This is a genomic window from Mycobacterium asiaticum (assembly GCF_001673315.1).
Lineage (GTDB): Bacteria > Actinomycetota > Actinomycetes > Mycobacteriales > Mycobacteriaceae > Mycobacterium > Mycobacterium asiaticum_B.
The window spans coordinates 58,296-73,726 of the sequence record NZ_LZLQ01000010.1 but is presented as its reverse complement, the minus strand read 5'-3'; the positions used below and the strand labels follow the sequence as shown (position 1 = coordinate 73,726).

The following is a 15,431-nucleotide window of genomic DNA, read 5'->3' as shown; positions in this document are numbered from 1 at the left end:
TGCGGGCCACGCCACCAAGTCCACGCCATTGCCGGCCGCATCGACGGCCCCGCCCGGACAGCCGGCGCCCGGCCAGCAACCGGCCGATCCAGCGCCGCTCGATCAACCGGCGGCTGGTTCACCCGCGGCCGCGCCCGCGGCCCCAGCTCCGGCGAACCAACCCGTGCCGGCGCCCGCTGGCAAGACACCGTGTGAGATCGCTGCCGACGAACTGCCCAAGGCTGGGCAATGACTCAGGAGGGCCGAATATCTAGCTCTTGGACATAACGCACGGCCTCGCGGGCATCGGGGGTCACTGGCCGCACCACCAGGGTCGTCACTCCCAACGACACCTACCACGTCAGCCGGCGGAGGTACCCGTCCAGTACTCGGCGAACAGCAATCCGTCGTCCGCAAGCCGCAGGATGTCGTTGCCGGTGAACTTGACCGGCCCGTCGGGACCGCGTCCCGTTCCGCTCCACCGGCCGGCGATCAGGTTCCCCTCCTGCAGGGGGCCGATCTCTATGCTGAACGTCAACTCCGCCAATATCTTTCGCGTCTCGTCAATGATCTGCTCGAGTTCGGCCGGTCCGCGCACGTCCCGGTCCGGCCAGTGACCCACGAAGTCATCGGTGACGATCTCGCCGGCGACGGCCCGCCCGGCCCACAGCTCGTTGATCCAACGCCGGTAAAGGTCGTGCGCGGTGGTCATTTGAGTAGCGCCACGATCTTCTCTTCGGGCGTCACCGAGAGCGACTCGGGGTCCAACGGCTCGGTCCGGGGCAGCTGCACGTCCGCATCGGCGAAGTCTCGGTAGGTCTTGTCGCCACCGAGGGTATGCAGCAGATAGCCGGTCAGCAGGGCCCGAACCGCACGCTGGGTCTTGCGATCCGAGCCGGCCAGCCCCAGCGCCTTGGGCAGCCGCCGGCCCTCTACCAGGCCGCCGGGTTCGGACTTGCTGATGATGCGCAGCGTCGCGGCGTCCCACGCGCCCGACAACGTCAGCGCGTTGGAGTTCAGTGTCTTCGGGTCGTCGGGCGCGCTCATGATCAGACCGGGCACCTCGAGGGTCGCGGCCGGCTGTTCGGCGGGCGGCACAGTCACCGTCGGGAAAAGCACGGCCGCGCATTTGAGTCGGGCGGGCATTCCGGCCGCAGCGAACACCGCCGCCGAACCGCCGAAACCGTGACCCACCACACCGAGCTTGCCGGGGTGCACGCTGATCTCACCCGGACCCAGTCGCACGCCGGTCACGATGTCCAGCGCAACACCGAGATCGAACGCCAGATTCAGCACAGACGGCACGATTCCCCGCTGAGTGTCCGGCGCGGCGGCCACGATGCCCCAGGACGCCAGGTGCTCGAGCAGGCCCGCGTAGTGGGTCGAGACGGTCAGCCAGTCGTGACCGAACGCGATGGCGGGCAGGTTCAGTCCGGATGCCGGTGTGTAGACCACGCCGGGTAGGCCGGCGAATGCCAGGTCACCGCGCAGAACGCGATGTGGACCACGGCGGTTGAGGGCGGCGACGAGCTTACGGGTGCGGGCCACCCTCCGAACCTTAGCCCGCGTTAGCGGGGACCCGCGGCATGGGTGAAGCTCGTCCACGTCGCGCCGTCCCAATAGCGCTGGCCAGGCACCCCGGACGGGTCGGGATACCAGCCCGCTGGCGTAGCTCCCGGCGGCGGCTGCGGGACAGTTGCCTGGGGGTATTGGGGCTGCTGAGCCAGGCTGCGCACCCTACGAATGGCGCTCCTGTTGTGGAACAGGGCAATCCACTTCAACACGACGATGGACCCCAGGCTCCACCAGCCGGCAAGCAGGCAGTGGGTTTGCGCACCCCGGTATGCCTGTTCGCATTGCTGCAAAGTCCCGGTGAACCGGACGGATTGCTGATACCAGAAGATCACCGCGCCGGTGTGTTTGAGCAGCCCGATTTGATACAGCGGACCAGTCTGTTGATACGGCTGGGGTTGGTGATACTGGCCACCACCATGGGGGTAGGGATAGGACAAAACCGCTCCTCTCGGGCGGATGGACAGGTAAACGATACCGTCGGTACCGCTGGTAAATCCGCGCCTGCACTACCCTGTTCAGAATGTGCGGAATCGTTGGCTACGTCGGGCATCGCCCTGCCTGCGACGTCGTCATGGATGCACTGCGACGGATGGAATACCGCGGCTACGACTCTTCGGGCATCGCGCTGGTGGACGCGAAAGGCAAGTTGACGGTCCGTCGCCGCGCCGGTCAGCTGGCCAATCTGGAGGCCGCGATAGCTGAGATGGCCCCCGCCGAACTCGGCGGCTTCGCCGGCCTGGGCCACACCCGGTGGGCCACCCACGGACGTCCCACCGACCGCAACGCGCACCCGCATCGCGACGCTGCCGGCAAGATCGCCGTCGTCCACAACGGCATCATCGAGAACTTCGCCACCCTGCGCCAGGAACTGGAGATGGCCGGGGTTGAGTTCGCCAGCGACACCGACACCGAGGTGGCGGTGCACCTGGTTGCGCGGGCGTTCCACCAAGGTGCGACGGCCGGTGACTTCGTCGCGTCCGTGCTGTCGGTGTTGCGTCGGTTGGAGGGCCACTTCACCCTGGTGTTCGCCAACGCCGACGAGCCCGGCACCATCGTCGCTGCCCGCCGCTCCACCCCGCTGGTGCTCGGTGTCGGCGACGGCGAGATGTTCGTCGGATCCGATGTGGCCGCATTCATCGAACACACCCGGCACGCGGTGGAACTCGGCCAGGACCAGGCGGTGGTGATCACCGCCGACGGCTACCGGGTCACCGACTTCGCCGGCAGTGACGACCTGGGCCCCGATGCATACCGCGAATTCCACATCGACTGGGACTTGGCCGCCGCCGAGAAGGGCGGCTACGAGTACTTCATGCTCAAGGAGATCGCAGAACAACCCGCCGCGGTTGCCGACACGTTGCTCGGGCATTTTGTGGACAACCGCATCGTGCTCGACGAGCAGCGGCTCTCCGACCAGGAACTGCGCGAGATCGACAAAGTGTTCGTCGTCGCCTGTGGCACCGCCTACCACTCCGGGTTGCTCGCCAAGTACGCGATCGAGCACTGGACGCGGTTGCCGGTCGAGGTGGAGTTGGCCAGCGAATTCCGTTATCGCGACCCCGTTTTGGACCGCAGCACGCTGGTAGTGGCGATCTCGCAGTCCGGTGAGACCGCGGACACGCTGGAAGCTGTGCGGCACGCCAAGGAGCAGAAGGCCAAGGTACTGGCGGTCTGCAACACCAACGGCTCCCAGATTCCGCGGGAGTGTGATGCGGTGCTGTACACCCGGGCGGGACCGGAAATCGGCGTCGCCTCGACCAAGACGTTTCTGGCCCAGATCACCGCTAACTATCTGGTGGGACTGGCACTGGCGCAGGCCCGCGGCACCAAATACCCAGACGAAGTCGAGCGCGAGTACCACCAGCTGGAGGCGATGCCAGAACTGGTAGCCCGGGTCATCGCAGCGACCGATCCGGTGGCCGAGTTGGCCCACCGGTTCGCCAAATCCTCGACCGTGCTGTTCCTGGGTCGCCACGTCGGGTACCCGGTGGCGCTCGAAGGTGCCCTCAAGCTCAAGGAACTGGCCTACATGCACGCGGAAGGATTCGCGGCCGGAGAACTCAAACATGGCCCCATCGCTTTGATCGAAGACGACCTGCCGGTCATCGTCGTCATGCCCTCGCCCAAAGCTTCGGCCATGCTGCATTCGAAGTTGCTGTCCAACATCCGCGAAATCCAGACCCGCGGCGCAGTCACCATCGTGATCGCGGAAGAGGGTGACGACACCGTACGCCCCTACGCCGATCACTTGATCGAAATCCCAGCGGTCTCAACGCTTTTGCAGCCGTTGTTGTCGACGATTCCGCTGCAGGTGTTCGCCGCGGCGGTTGCCCAGGCGCGCGGCTACGACGTCGACAAGCCGCGAAACCTAGCCAAGTCGGTCACCGTCGAGTAACTGCGACCAAGATATGACCATGAGATGGGGCGTTGCCAGCGTCGCGGGCTTCGTCGCGGCGTATGTGGGACTGGCCGTGTTGTACGCCGTCACCGGCATGGGGCCGCCCCATCCGGTCACCGACGGTCAGCCCGCCGCCGACGGCACCACCGTAACCGTGGATGTCCAGACGGTTCAGCCCTACAAAAGCGCGCTTCTGGTCGATCTCACTGTCGTGCCGGGGCCCGCTCTTTTGGATCCGCAGACCGGCAACCTCACCGAAGACCTCAGTGTCTCAGTCACATCGGCGACAACACCGGTTAGGCGCTCCTGGCCGAAAGGGACCCAGCCGGGCGTGTTTCCGATCTCGCTCAATATCACTGGCGACGTCTCGGACTGGCCTTTCGACAGCTATCGCTCAGGCCCCGTCACGGTCGAGCTTTTCCGCGGTGCTGCGCAGGCACCGGAACGGGCGTCGGTGACATTCGTCGATCGTCTCCCCGGCTGGAAAGTCGAAGTGCCGGGCGGTCGCAAAGACGGTGTCGCTGTGCCCTACCGCGCGGAGTTACAACGATCTCCGAGTACGGTCGCGCTCGCGGTCGTGCTGCTCGGCGTTCTGGTCGCCTTGGCCTGCTTCGGATTGTTCGTTGCCGTCCAGACGGTGCGGAACCGGCGGAAATTCCAGCCTCCGATGGCAACGTGGTTCGCGGCCATGCTGTTTGCGGTGATACCGCTGCGCAATGCGCTACCCGACTCGCCGCCCTTCGGCGCCTGGGTCGATGTGATGATCGTGATCTGGGTGATTGTGGCGCTGGTGATTGCGATGGGACTCTACGTGTCCTGCTGGTGGCGTCACCTCGCCCCCGATTTCGATGCAGCTGCGAAACCGGTGCCGACACAAGCTGAGTCGCCACCGAAATAAGTCGCGGCGTGCGAAGGTAGTCCCCGTGACGAGGACAACGGTGTGGACGCGCAGCATCGTCGCCGTCGTGCTGTTCGTCGCCGCGTATGTCGCTTCGATCGCGTTGTACATCAACGGCGGGATGGGTCACCGCCACCAGGTGTCCAACGGGTCGGGAGACGGCACCAAAGTGACTGTCGACATCGAAGACATCCAGTCCAACAGCGGCACGCTGATCGCCATAATCACCGTGACACCGGCTGCCGGCCTCCTGGAGCCGCAGACCGGCAATCTGCGGGACGACCTCAATATCGTCGCCACCTCGGTACTGCAGGCCCGCAAGCAAACGTGGCCTAAAGGTTCGGTACCCGATGCGCTTCGCGTGTCGATCAGCCTGACCGGTGACGTCGCAAACTGGCCTTTCGACCTCTATCAGACCGGACCGATGAACGTCCGACTCTTCTCCGGCGCCTCGCAAACCCCCGAACAGGTGACGGTGACCCTGGTCGACCGATTGCTCGGTTGGGAATTCGACGTGGGCCGGGTCAACAGCGAACCCCACGCCCCCTACCAATTGCTCCTGCACCGCTCACACAGCACGACGGCATTCGCCGTGCTGATTCTCGGTGTGCTCATCGCGTTGGCCGGCCTGGCTTTCTTCGTGGCGATTCAGACGGTGCGCAATCGACGGAAATTCCAGCCGCCGATGACCACGTGGTATGCGGCGATGCTTTTCGCGGTGATGCCGCTGCGGAATGCGCTGCCCGACTCGCCGCCATTCGGCAGTTGGGTCGATGTGACGATCGTGCTCTGGGTCATCGTTATCTTGACGATCTCGCTGGTGCTTTACATCTCGTGTTGGTGGCGGCACCTGGCGCACGAGGCCGGCCCGCGTCCGAATGAGGAAGTGCGGACATGAAACTCGGTATCGCAGGGCTGTTGTTGTTCATCGTGGCCTACGTCGCCTCGACGTCGCTCTACGGCAGCGCCGGCAAAGGCCCGCACGACCTCACGCAAGGGCAACCGATGACCGACGGGACGCGGGTGACCGTCGACCTACAAGACGTGCAGCAGAGCAACACGGTCCTGGTAACCAACCTGGCGATCGCCCCGGGCCCGGGCCTACTGGATCCACGCACCCACGGTTTGACCGAAGATCTCAGCGTCGTTGTCACCTCCGCGGTGTCGCCGACCAAGCGTTCCTGGTCGAAAGGGATGCTGCCCGGCACCTTTCCCGTCCCGCTCACGCTGAGCGGCGACGTGGCCAACTGGCCGTTCGATCGCTACATCTCCGGCCCGATCACCGTCGAACTCTTCCGGGGTCCCGAGGAGGTGCCGGAACGGGCAGCCGTGACGTTCGTGGACCGGTTGGCCGGCTGGCAGATCAGCATTCCGCCGCCGAGCAAAGACGATCCGCACGCGCCGTACCGGGTGCACTTGCAACGGTCGGCCGGCACCGTGGCCTTCGCCGTCGTTATCGTCGGCGCCTTGATCCTGTTGGCCGGGATCGGTCTGTTCGTCGCCATCCAGACCGCACGGGACCGCCGGAAATTTCAGCCGCCGATGACAACGTGGTACGCGGCAATGCTCTTCGCTGTGGTGCCGCTGCGCAATGCGCTGCCCAACGCCCCACCGTTCGGCTCCTGGATCGACATCCGGGTGGTGCTATGGGTGATCGTTGTGCTGGTGGTCTCGATGCTGGTCTACATCACTTGCTGGTGGCGGCATCTGGCGCCGGACTTCGACAAGCCGGCAAAGCCGTCCGAATCAGTGTCGAAATAACCGCTGCGCTGCCCGCATGGGAAGGTTGACCCGTGGCAAGGACACCAGTGTCGGCTCGAGCGCGCACGTTGGTGCGTGTCGTATGGCACTGGATCATCCGTGCGCCGTTGACGTACGGCTGGCTGCTCGCGCTGGCCATTACGACAATCCTGCAGAACGTGCTGACCGGGCAGCAGCTGCACTCGGTGCTCCTGCACCGCTACACCAACATCCACGCGCTGGCAACGGATCCGCTGGGCGTGCTGTTCTCCAGCCTGATGTGGATCGACGGCAAGAGCCTGGAGCCCTACCTGTTGTTGTTCACGCTGTTCCTGGCGCCGGCCGAGCGATGGTTGGGCCAGCTGCGTTGGCTCACCGTGGGATTGAGCGCGCACATCATCGCCACGTACTTCAGTGAAGGGCTGCTGTTCCTGGCCATCGAATTGCGGGACGCCAACGAGCGGTATGTGCGTGCCCACGATATCGGAGTCAGCTACTTCCTGGTCGGCGTGATGGGGGTGCTCACCTATCGAATCGCGCGTCCGTGGCGCTGGGGCTACCTTGCCGTGCTCCTGCTTGTCTTCGGGTTCCCGGTGATCACCATGGACCGGATCGGCCTCAGCTTTACGGCCATCGGCCATTTCGCCGCGCTGCTGATCGGCTTGGCGTTCTACCCGATGGCCAGCGAACGCAAGAGCATCCCGTGGAACCCGGCGACTCTCCGAGAAGCGTTTCGGCGCCGCCGCAAGGAGCCCGAGGCATCCCCGACAAAGAAGACGTGAAGCTGCCGCGGGCAGCTGGCCTGTAGCCGAACACCCGAAGCCGCCTCCGGACGGTTGCCGGTAGCCGACGAAAACCTTTGCGCTGTAGGTGATACGGCGTCGGTCGGCCAGGTGTTGCTGTCGGTCCGTGCCCGGGCGCGCGCCATTGGTCTGTGCACGCCGATGTAGCGACGGCTCCTGAACATCAGTTGTGTGGAATGCTGGCGGTGATGCGGCATTACTACTCCGTAGACGCAATTCGCGACGCCGAAGCGCCGCTGTTGGCCAGCCTGCCCGAAGGGGTGTTGATGAGGCGGGCGGCCTACGGTCTGGGCGCCGCAATCCTGCGCGAACTCAGGGCACGCACCGGCGGGGTGGCCGGACGGCGGATCTGCGCGGTGGTCGGTTCCGGTGACAACGGCGGCGACGCGCTGTGGGCGGCCACCTTCGTGCGCCGGCGCGGCGCGGCTGCCGAGGCGATACTGCTCAACCCGGACCGCGTTCATCGAAAGGGTCTCGAGGCCTTCCGGAAGGCCGGCGGGCAGATCGTCGAAAGCATCTCGCCGGCAGCCGATCTCATCATCGACGGGGTGGTCGGCATTTCGGGATCGGGCCCACTGCGGCAGTCCGCCGCGAAAGTGTTCGACGGCGTCGGAGACACCCCGGTAGTCGCCGTCGACATTCCCAGCGGCATCGACGTGGCCACCGGGTCGATCAGCGGGCCAGCCGTGCGTGCCGCGCTCACGGTGACCTTCGGCGGCCTCAAACCCGTGCATGCGCTGGCCGACTGCGGCCGCGTTGAACTCGTCGACATCGGGCTCGACCTGCCCGACACCGACATCCTGGGTTTCGAGGCAGCCGATGTGCGCGCGCGCTGGCCGATACCCGGCACACACGACGACAAGTACACCCAGGGCGTCACCGGTGTGCTGGCCGGAAGTGCCACGTACCCGGGTGCCGCGGTGCTGTGCACCGGCGCTGCCGTCGCCGCCACGTCGGGCATGGTCCGCTACGCCGGCAGCGCCAATCACGAGGTGCTCGCGCACTGGCCGGAGGTCATCGCCTCACCCAGCCCGGCAACCGCCGGACGAGTGCAGGCGTGGGTCGTGGGGCCGGGCCTGGGCACCTCGGATCAGGAGGCGGCCGGGGCCTTGTGGTTCGCGTTGGACACCGACCTGCCAGTGTTGGTCGACGCCGACGGACTGACGATGCTGGCCGCCCACCCGGACCTGGCGGCCGGCCGGACCGCCCCCACGGTGCTTACGCCGCACGCCGGTGAGTTCGCCCGGCTGGCCGGGTCGCCACCCGGTGACGACCGGGTGGGTGCCTGCCGCAAGCTCGCCGACACCTTCGGGGCCACCGTGCTGCTGAAGGGCAATGTCACCGTTATCGCCGATCCCGGTGGCCCGGTGTACCTGAACCCGGCCGGGCAATCCTGGGCGGCGACCGCGGGATCCGGTGACGTGTTGTCCGGAATGATCGGCGCCCTGCTGGCCGCCGGGTTACCGGCCGGCGAAGCCGCCGCCGCGGCCGCGTTCGTGCACGCCCGTGCCGCGGCGCTGTCGGCCGCGGACCCCGGACCCGGCGACGCACCGACGTCGGCTTCGCGGATCCTGCACCACATTCGGGCCGCCTTGGCCTCGCTCTGACACCCACGAAAGGACCCGCCGTGCCCCAACATCCGTCGCTGCCAGCGCACTCGATCGCTCCCGCCTACACCGGCCGGCTGTTCACCGCGCCGGTGCCGGCGTTGCGGATGCCCGAAGAGGCGATGGATCCCGAGGCCGCCTACCGCTTCATCCACGACGAGCTGATGCTCGACGGGAGCTCGCGGCTCAACCTGGCCACATTCGTCACCACCTGGATGGACCCCCAGGCCGGGCGACTGATGGCCGAGACGTTCGACAAGAACATGATCGACAAGGACGAATACCCGGCCACCGCGGCCATCGAGCAGCGCTGCGTGTGCATGGTCGCCGACCTGTTCCACGCCGAAGGGCTGCGCGACGACGACCCGAGCAGTGCCGTCGGCGTATCCACCGTCGGCTCCAGCGAGGCGGTCATGCTGGGCGGCCTGGCGCTCAAGTGGCGGTGGCGCGAAAAGGTCGGATCCGGAAAGGACGGCTGGAAGACACGCACCCCCAACCTGGTGATGGGTTCCAACGTGCAGGTGGTGTGGGAAAAGTTTTGCCGCTACTTCGACGTCGAGCCGCGCTATTTGCCCATGGAAGAGGGGCGCTACGTCATCACCCCCGAACAGGTGGTGGAGGCCGTCGATGAGGACACCATCGGCGTGGTAGCCATCCTGGGCACCACCTACACCGGCGAGCTGGAACCGATCGCCGAGATCTGTGCCGCCCTGGACAAACTCGCCAGCAAACCGGCCTCAGACGGGGGCGTGGACGTCCCCGTGCATGTCGACGCCGCCAGCGGCGGATTCGTGGTGCCGTTCCTGCACCCCGAGCTGAAGTGGGATTTCCGGCTGCCGCGGGTGGTGTCGATCAACGTCAGCGGCCACAAATACGGGTTGACCTATCCCGGCGTCGGGTTCGTCGTGTGGCGCAGCAAAGAGCACCTGCCCGAGGACCTGGTGTTCCACGTGAACTATCTGGGCGGGGACATGCCGACCTTCACGCTGAACTTCTCCCGCCCGGGCAACCAGGTCGTCGGCCAGTACTACAACTTCCTGCGGCTGGGTCGCGAGGGCTACACCCAGGTCATGCAGACGTTGTCGTCGACGGCGCGCTGGCTGGGTGAGCAACTTCGCGTCGGGGAGCATTGCGGGTTGATCTCGGACGGCTCGGCTATCCCGGTGGTCGCTTTCCGGCTGGCGCCTGGTCTGGGCTATACCGAATTCGACGTCTCGCACGAGCTGCGTGGCTTCGGTTGGCAGGTGCCCGCCTACACCATGCCCGACAACGCCACCAACGTGTCTGTGCTGCGCATCGTGGTGCGCGAGGGGCTATCGGCTGACCTGGCCCGCGCGCTGCACGACGACGCCCGCACGGCGCTGGCTTCCCTGGACAAGCTCAAGCCGGGCGGGCACTACGAAGCCGAGCACTTCGCGCACTAGCGGGCGGCTCGCGTTCACTCTGCGCTGGTGCCGGAGGTATCTCGAAAAATGTCGCCACCAGCGCAGAATCAATCGGGCGAAGGGCCCGCGCCGAGCTCTGGGACAATGGTCGGCGTGTCCGCTACGCCGCTCGCCGAAGCAGTTGTCGACCTGGACGCTATCCAGCACAACGTGCGGGTACTGCGCGAGCACGCGGGGAACGCGCAGGTCATGGCCGTCGTCAAGGCCGACGGGTACGGGCACGGCGCTACCCGCGTCGCCTATGCGGCGCTGGCCGCGGGCGCGACCGAACTCGGCGTCGCCACCGTCGACGAGGCACTGGCGCTGCGCGCCGACGGCATTGCGGAGCCGGTGCTGGCCTGGCTGCACCCGCCTGGCTTCGACTTCGGACCCGCGTTGGCCGGTGACGTGCAGATCGCGGTTTCCTCGGCGCGCCAGCTGTCGGAACTGCTGGACGCGGTGCGCCGGACCGGAACGCAGGCCGTTGTCACGGTCAAGGTCGACACCGGACTGAACCGCAACGGTGTGGCACCAGGCGAGTACCCGGCCGTACTGGACGAGGTGCGCAAGGCCGCCGCGGCCGAGGAGTTAAGGCTGCGAGGACTGATGTCGCACCTGGTGTACGCCGACGCGCCGGAAGAAGCCATCAACGACGTACAGGCCCAGCGGTTCCGCGACATGCTGGACTACGCCCGCGACCAGAAGGCGGACTTCGAGGTGGCGCACCTGGCCAACTCCTCGGCCACCATGTCCCGTCCCGATCTGACGTTCGACCTGGTGCGTCCCGGTATCGCGGTGTACGGACTGAGCCCGGTGCCTAAGCTGGGTGACATGGGCCTGGTTCCGGCGATGACGGTCAAATGTCCTGTCGCACTGGTCAAATCGATCAAGGCCGGCGAGGGAGTGTCGTACGGGCACACCTGGATCGCGCCCCGCGACACCAATGTGGCGCTGATGCCGGTCGGGTACGCCGACGGTGTGTTCCGATCGTTGGGGGGTCGGCTGGAGGTGTTGATCAACGGCCGGCGTCGGCCCGGGGTAGGGCGGGTCTGCATGGACCAGTTCGTCGTCGATCTGGGACCGGGCCGACCGGACGTGAGCGAAGGCGACGAGGCGATCCTGTTCGGGCCGGGCACCAGCGGCGAAGCGACCGCGCAGGACTGGGCCGACCTGGTCGGCACCATCCATTACGAGGTCGTCACCGGCATTCGGGGGCGAATCGGCAGAACTTACCGCGAGGCGAAAACCGTTGAGTCCTGACGACAATCAGCACCTGCACCGAAACAGGGCGTGGCTTGCGGGGAGCACCGGCCTGACGGCGGTCGCCACCCTGGTGGGCGCGTCCGCTCGCAAGACGATCATCGAACGGACGAACGTCGGCGAAGACCCATGGGCCGACGAGGATTTCGAGCAATTCGAAAGCGATCGCGATCATGTCGTGACGACGTCTGATGGGGTGCGCCTGGCGGTGCGAGAGGCGGGTCCGCAGGATGCTCCGCTGACGGTCGTCTTCGCGCACGGATTCTGTCTGCGCATGGGGGCGTTTCACTTCCAGCGGATACGGCTCGGTGAGGTGTTCGGCACGCAACTGCGGATGGTGTTCTATGACCAGCGCGGGCACGGCCAGTCCGGGGAAGGCGGGCCCGAGACCTACACGCTGACCCAGCTAGGTCAGGACCTGGAGACCGTGCTGCAGGTGACGGCGCCGCGCGGGCCGATCGTATTGGTCGGCCACTCGATGGGCGGCATGACGGTGCTGTCGCATGCCCGGCAATTCCCCGAACAGTACGGTCGCCGGATCGTGGGCGCGGCGCTGATCTCCTCCGCCGCGGAAGGGGTCACCCGCTCACCGCTGGGGGAGTTCCTGAAAAACCCTGCGTTGGAGGCGGTTCGATTTGCCGCCAAGTCCGCACCCAATCTGGTGCACCGCGGCCGCAACGTGTCGCGCTCGCTGATCGGCCCGATCCTGCGTGCCGCGTCCTTCAGCGATCTGCAGGTCAGTCGCAGTCTGGATGCCTTCTCACAGCGGATGATGAACGGCACCCCGATCGCCACCCTGGTCGGCTTCCTGCGCGCTTTGGAGACGCACGACGAGACCGCCGGGCTGTGGACACTGCTCAAGATCCCGACCCTGATCGCCTGCGGTGACCACGACTTGTTGACGCCCGACGAGTACTCCCGCTTGATGGCGGCGTCCCTGCCGCAATCTGATTTGGTGATCGTGACCGGAGCCAGTCACCTCGCGCTGCTGGACAAGCCCGACGCCATCAACGACGGGTTGATCCGACTGATCGACCGGGCGCTGCCTGGCAAGAGGCGGCTGCGCTACCGGCAATTCGGCGCACGACTACGAAAGCGGTTGCGGCGCAATGCTTAACGGAACCGCCACCCTCGAGCACGTAGCGGACACCCTGGAACTGGGGGCCCGGTTGGGTGAGCAACTGCGGGCGGGCGACGTGGTGGTCCTCACCGGGCCGCTCGGAGCCGGAAAAACGGTGTTGGCCAAGGGAATCGCTCGCGCGATGGACGTCGACGGTCCGGTGACGTCGCCGACCTTCGTGCTGGCGCGGGTGCACCCGGCGCGGCGCGCGGGTGGGCCCGCACTGGTCCACGTGGACGTCTATCGCCTGCTCGATCAACACGACGCTGACCTGCTCGCCGAACTGGATTCGCTGGATCTGGACACTGAACTCGAGGACGCCGTCGTCGTGGTGGAGTGGGGTGAGGGACTGGTCGAACGGCTCGCCCAGCGGCACCTGGACATTCGGCTGGAACGCGTCACCCACTCCGACGTGCGCATCGCGACCTGGGAGTGGGTGCACGCGTGATAGTCCTGGCCCTGGACACCGCCACGCCGGCCGTCACCGCAGGCATCGTCCGCATCGACGACTTCGCGACGCTCGCCGAGCGGGTCACCGTGGACGCGCGGGCACACGCGGAGCGGTTGACCCCCAACGTGCTGGAGGCTCTCGCGGATGCCGGCCTGACGATGGCCGACCTCGACGCCGTGGTGGTGGGCTGTGGCCCCGGACCGTTCACCGGTCTGCGGGCCGGAATGGCCACCGCGGCCGCCTACGGGCACGCGCTGAACGTCCCGGTGCACGGTGTGTGCAGTCTGGACGCCATCGGCCGGCTGACCAGCGGGGAGGCCCTGGTGGTCACCGACGCGCGGCGACGTGAGATCTATTGGGCGCGTTACCGGGACGGGGTCCGCACCGAGGGCCCGGCGGTGAATGCCCCGGCCGATGTGCACCCCGGTCCGGCGCAAGCGGTTGCCGGCTCCCCGGAGCATGCGGCCCTTTTCGATCTGCCGCGCCGTGAACCGGTGTATCCGACACCGGCCGGTCTCGCCCGGGCGGTGTCGGACTGGTCGGCAGACCCGGAACCGTTGGTGGCGCTGTACTTGCGCCGTCCGGATGCCAAACCGTTGGCGGCCAAAGCATGACCGCCGGTGACGACGCAGAGCGGAAGCGAAGCGGAGGGGCGCCATTGAGTGCCGTCGAACCCGTGACCATCGGCGCGCTCACGTTCTCCGATGCCGGGCGCTGCGCCGAACTGGAGGCGCTGTTGTTCGACGGCGACGACCCGTGGCCGGCCGTCGCGTTCAAACGGGAGCTGACCAGCAAGACCAATCATTATGTGGGCGCACGCAGCGGCGGCGTTCTGGTTGGCTATGCCGGGATTTCGAGGCTGGGTCGGGTGGCTCCGTTCGAGTACGAGGTGCACACCATCGGGGTCGATCCGGCGTTTCAGGGGCGTGGGATTGGGCGGCGGCTACTGGACGATTTACTGGACTACGCCGACGGGGGAGTGGTCTTTCTCGAGGTGCGCACCGACAACGAGGCGGCGATCGCCTTGTACCGCGGCGTCGGATTCGAGCAGATCGGGCTGCGCAAACGCTATTACCACGTCAGTGGTGCCGACGCCTACACGATGCGACGGGAAGCGGAATGACGACTGTTCTGGCCATCGAAACCTCCTGTGACGAAACGGGTGTCGGCATCGCACGCCTGGACGCCGACGGGACCGTCAGGTTGCTGGCCGACGAGGTGGCTTCCAGTGTCGACGAGCATGTGCGATTCGGCGGCGTCGTGCCCGAGATTGCCTCCCGCGCACATCTGGAGGCGTTGGGCCCGGCGATGCGCCGCGCGCTGGCGGCGGCGGATCTGACCAAACCCGATATCGTCGCGGCCACCATCGGGCCTGGGCTGGCGGGCGCCCTGTTGGTGGGAGTGGCTGCGGCCAAAGCGTATTCGGCTGCCTGGTCGGTGCCGTTCTACGCCGTCAACCATCTGGGCGGACATCTGGCCGCCGACGTCTACGAACACGGCCCGCTGCCGGAGAGCGTGGCGTTGTTGGTGTCGGGCGGGCACACCCATTTGCTGCATGTGCGTTCGCTGGGTGAGCCGATCGTGGAGCTGGGCAGCACAGTCGACGACGCAGCGGGCGAGGCCTACGACAAGGTGGCGCGGTTGCTGGGGCTGGGCTACCCGGGCGGAAAGGTGCTCGACGACCTGGCCCGTTCGGGAGACCGGCAAGCCGTCGCTTTTCCGCGCGGGATGTCCGGCCCCCGAGACGATCCGTACGCCTTCAGCTTCTCCGGACTCAAGACCGCGGTGGCTCGCTATGTGGAAAGCCACCCGGACTTCCAGCCCGCCGAGGTAGCGGCTGGCTTCCAAGAGGCGGTCGCCGACGTGTTGACCAAGAAGGCGGTGCGGGCGGCAACCGACCTGGGTGTGTCCACGCTGCTGATCGCCGGGGGTGTGGCCGCCAATTCCCGACTGCGGGAGCTCGCCGCCCAGCGATGCGCCGACGCGGGGCTGACGTTACGGATCCCCAGACCGCGATTGTGTACGGATAACGGGGCCATGATCGCCGCTTTCGCCGCGCACCTGGTGGCCGCGGGCGCGCCGCCGTCACCGCTGGACGCGGCCAGCGACCCGGGCCTCCCGGTGGTAGAAGCGCAGGTCGGCTAGTGCGATCGGCGCCGACACGCGAGAAGCACCA

Annotated in this window: 16 protein-coding genes and 1 pseudogene; 14 read left to right on the top strand and 3 right to left on the bottom strand. The window is 66.8% G+C overall.

Features of this window, described 5'->3' with window-relative positions; all coding sequences use genetic code 11:
* Positions 1-232: pseudogene (locus A5636_RS26740) on the top strand (hypothetical protein); the annotation flags it as partial.
* Between the two features lie 108 nt (positions 233-340).
* On the opposite strand, the gene A5636_RS00825 reads toward A5636_RS26740, so the two are convergent.
* Genes A5636_RS00825 through A5636_RS00815 form a run of 3 tightly spaced genes read right to left on the bottom strand, consistent with a single transcriptional unit; the run spans position 341 to position 1,991 of the window.
* Positions 341-691: a nuclear transport factor 2 family protein gene (locus tag A5636_RS00825; RefSeq protein WP_065156798.1), complete on the bottom strand. Its 351-nt coding sequence runs from the start codon at positions 689-691 to the stop codon at positions 341-343.
* A complete protein-coding gene (locus tag A5636_RS00820) occupies positions 688-1,527 on the bottom strand; it encodes a dienelactone hydrolase family protein (protein WP_065156797.1) in 840 nt (279 codons plus the stop codon). The genes A5636_RS00825 and A5636_RS00820 overlap by 4 nt, the downstream gene beginning before the upstream one ends.
* 20 nt (positions 1,528-1,547) lie before the next feature.
* Complete coding sequence (locus A5636_RS00815; RefSeq protein WP_253900435.1) at positions 1,548-1,991, bottom strand: DUF2510 domain-containing protein; 444 nt, start codon at positions 1,989-1,991, stop codon at positions 1,548-1,550.
* Positions 1,992-2,074: 83 nt separating this feature from the next.
* Here A5636_RS00815 and glmS point away from each other — a divergent pair, with 83 nt between their 5' ends.
* From glmS to tsaD, 13 genes are all read left to right on the top strand, one after another.
* Complete coding sequence (glmS, locus tag A5636_RS00810; protein ID WP_065156795.1) at positions 2,075-3,949, top strand: glutamine--fructose-6-phosphate transaminase (isomerizing); 1,875 nt, start codon at positions 2,075-2,077, stop codon at positions 3,947-3,949.
* Between the two features lie 19 nt (positions 3,950-3,968).
* On the top strand, positions 3,969-4,850 hold the full coding sequence (locus tag A5636_RS00805; RefSeq protein WP_065156811.1) for a DUF4436 domain-containing protein: 882 nt from the start codon (positions 3,969-3,971) through the stop codon (positions 4,848-4,850).
* A 25-nt stretch (positions 4,851-4,875) separates the two neighbouring features.
* Positions 4,876-5,748, top strand: coding sequence for a DUF4436 domain-containing protein (locus A5636_RS00800; RefSeq protein WP_253900434.1), 873 nt, complete (start codon positions 4,876-4,878; stop codon positions 5,746-5,748).
* Complete coding sequence (locus A5636_RS00795) at positions 5,745-6,611, top strand: DUF4436 domain-containing protein (RefSeq protein ID WP_065156793.1); 867 nt, start codon at positions 5,745-5,747, stop codon at positions 6,609-6,611. Before A5636_RS00800 ends, A5636_RS00795 begins: the two co-directional genes overlap by 4 nt.
* Positions 6,612-6,643: 32 nt before the next feature.
* On the top strand, positions 6,644-7,372 hold the full coding sequence (locus A5636_RS00790) for a rhomboid-like protein (RefSeq protein ID WP_065156792.1): 729 nt from the start codon (positions 6,644-6,646) through the stop codon (positions 7,370-7,372).
* 209 nt (positions 7,373-7,581) lie between these two features.
* Positions 7,582-9,000, top strand: coding sequence for an NAD(P)H-hydrate dehydratase (locus tag A5636_RS00785; protein WP_065156810.1), 1,419 nt, complete (start codon positions 7,582-7,584; stop codon positions 8,998-9,000).
* Positions 9,001-9,020: 20 nt separating this feature from the next.
* Positions 9,021-10,424 (top strand): glutamate decarboxylase, encoded by a 1,404-nt coding sequence (locus tag A5636_RS00780; RefSeq protein WP_065156791.1) that lies wholly within the window; start codon positions 9,021-9,023, stop codon positions 10,422-10,424.
* A gap of 105 nt (positions 10,425-10,529) precedes the next feature.
* On the top strand, positions 10,530-11,684 hold the full coding sequence (gene alr / locus A5636_RS00775) for an alanine racemase (RefSeq protein WP_065156790.1): 1,155 nt from the start codon (positions 10,530-10,532) through the stop codon (positions 11,682-11,684).
* Positions 11,685-11,736: 52 nt separating this feature from the next.
* Positions 11,737-12,801 (top strand): alpha/beta fold hydrolase, encoded by a 1,065-nt coding sequence (locus tag A5636_RS00770; protein WP_253900436.1) that lies wholly within the window; start codon positions 11,737-11,739, stop codon positions 12,799-12,801.
* Positions 12,794-13,252: a tRNA (adenosine(37)-N6)-threonylcarbamoyltransferase complex ATPase subunit type 1 TsaE gene (gene tsaE, locus A5636_RS00765; protein WP_065156788.1), complete on the top strand. Its 459-nt coding sequence runs from the start codon at positions 12,794-12,796 to the stop codon at positions 13,250-13,252. Before A5636_RS00770 ends, tsaE begins: the two co-directional genes overlap by 8 nt.
* The gene (gene tsaB / locus A5636_RS00760) at positions 13,249-13,869 is read left to right on the top strand and encodes a tRNA (adenosine(37)-N6)-threonylcarbamoyltransferase complex dimerization subunit type 1 TsaB (protein WP_155763479.1); all 621 of its coding nucleotides are present in this window, start codon (positions 13,249-13,251) and stop codon (positions 13,867-13,869) included. Before tsaE ends, tsaB begins: the two co-directional genes overlap by 4 nt.
* Positions 13,866-14,378 (top strand): ribosomal protein S18-alanine N-acetyltransferase, encoded by a 513-nt coding sequence (rimI, locus tag A5636_RS00755; protein ID WP_065156786.1) that lies wholly within the window; start codon positions 13,866-13,868, stop codon positions 14,376-14,378. Before tsaB ends, rimI begins: the two co-directional genes overlap by 4 nt.
* Positions 14,375-15,400: a tRNA (adenosine(37)-N6)-threonylcarbamoyltransferase complex transferase subunit TsaD gene (gene tsaD, locus A5636_RS00750; protein ID WP_065156785.1), complete on the top strand. Its 1,026-nt coding sequence runs from the start codon at positions 14,375-14,377 to the stop codon at positions 15,398-15,400. The genes rimI and tsaD overlap by 4 nt, the downstream gene beginning before the upstream one ends.
* Positions 15,401-15,431 lie beyond the last annotated feature (31 nt).

What these genes read in the sequence shown, in the direction of transcription:
- glmS (WP_065156795.1), top strand. Translation starts at nt 2,075, where the DNA reads ATGTGCGGAATCGTTGGCTACGTCGGGCATCGCCCTGCCTGCGACGTC.
- rimI (WP_065156786.1), top strand. Translation starts at nt 13,866, where the DNA reads ATGACCGCCGGTGACGACGCAGAGCGGAAGCGAAGCGGAGGGGCGCCA.
- alr (WP_065156790.1), top strand. Translation starts at nt 10,530, where the DNA reads ATGGTCGGCGTGTCCGCTACGCCGCTCGCCGAAGCAGTTGTCGACCTG.
- A5636_RS00805 (WP_065156811.1), top strand. Translation starts at nt 3,969, where the DNA reads ATGAGATGGGGCGTTGCCAGCGTCGCGGGCTTCGTCGCGGCGTATGTG.
- tsaD (WP_065156785.1), top strand. Translation starts at nt 14,375, where the DNA reads ATGACGACTGTTCTGGCCATCGAAACCTCCTGTGACGAAACGGGTGTC.
- A5636_RS00795 (WP_065156793.1), top strand. Translation starts at nt 5,745, where the DNA reads ATGAAACTCGGTATCGCAGGGCTGTTGTTGTTCATCGTGGCCTACGTC.
- A5636_RS00785 (WP_065156810.1), top strand. Translation starts at nt 7,582, where the DNA reads ATGCGGCATTACTACTCCGTAGACGCAATTCGCGACGCCGAAGCGCCG.
- tsaE (WP_065156788.1), top strand. Translation starts at nt 12,794, where the DNA reads ATGCTTAACGGAACCGCCACCCTCGAGCACGTAGCGGACACCCTGGAA.
- A5636_RS00825 (WP_065156798.1), bottom strand. Translation starts at nt 691, where the DNA reads ATGACCACCGCGCACGACCTTTACCGGCGTTGGATCAACGAGCTGTGG.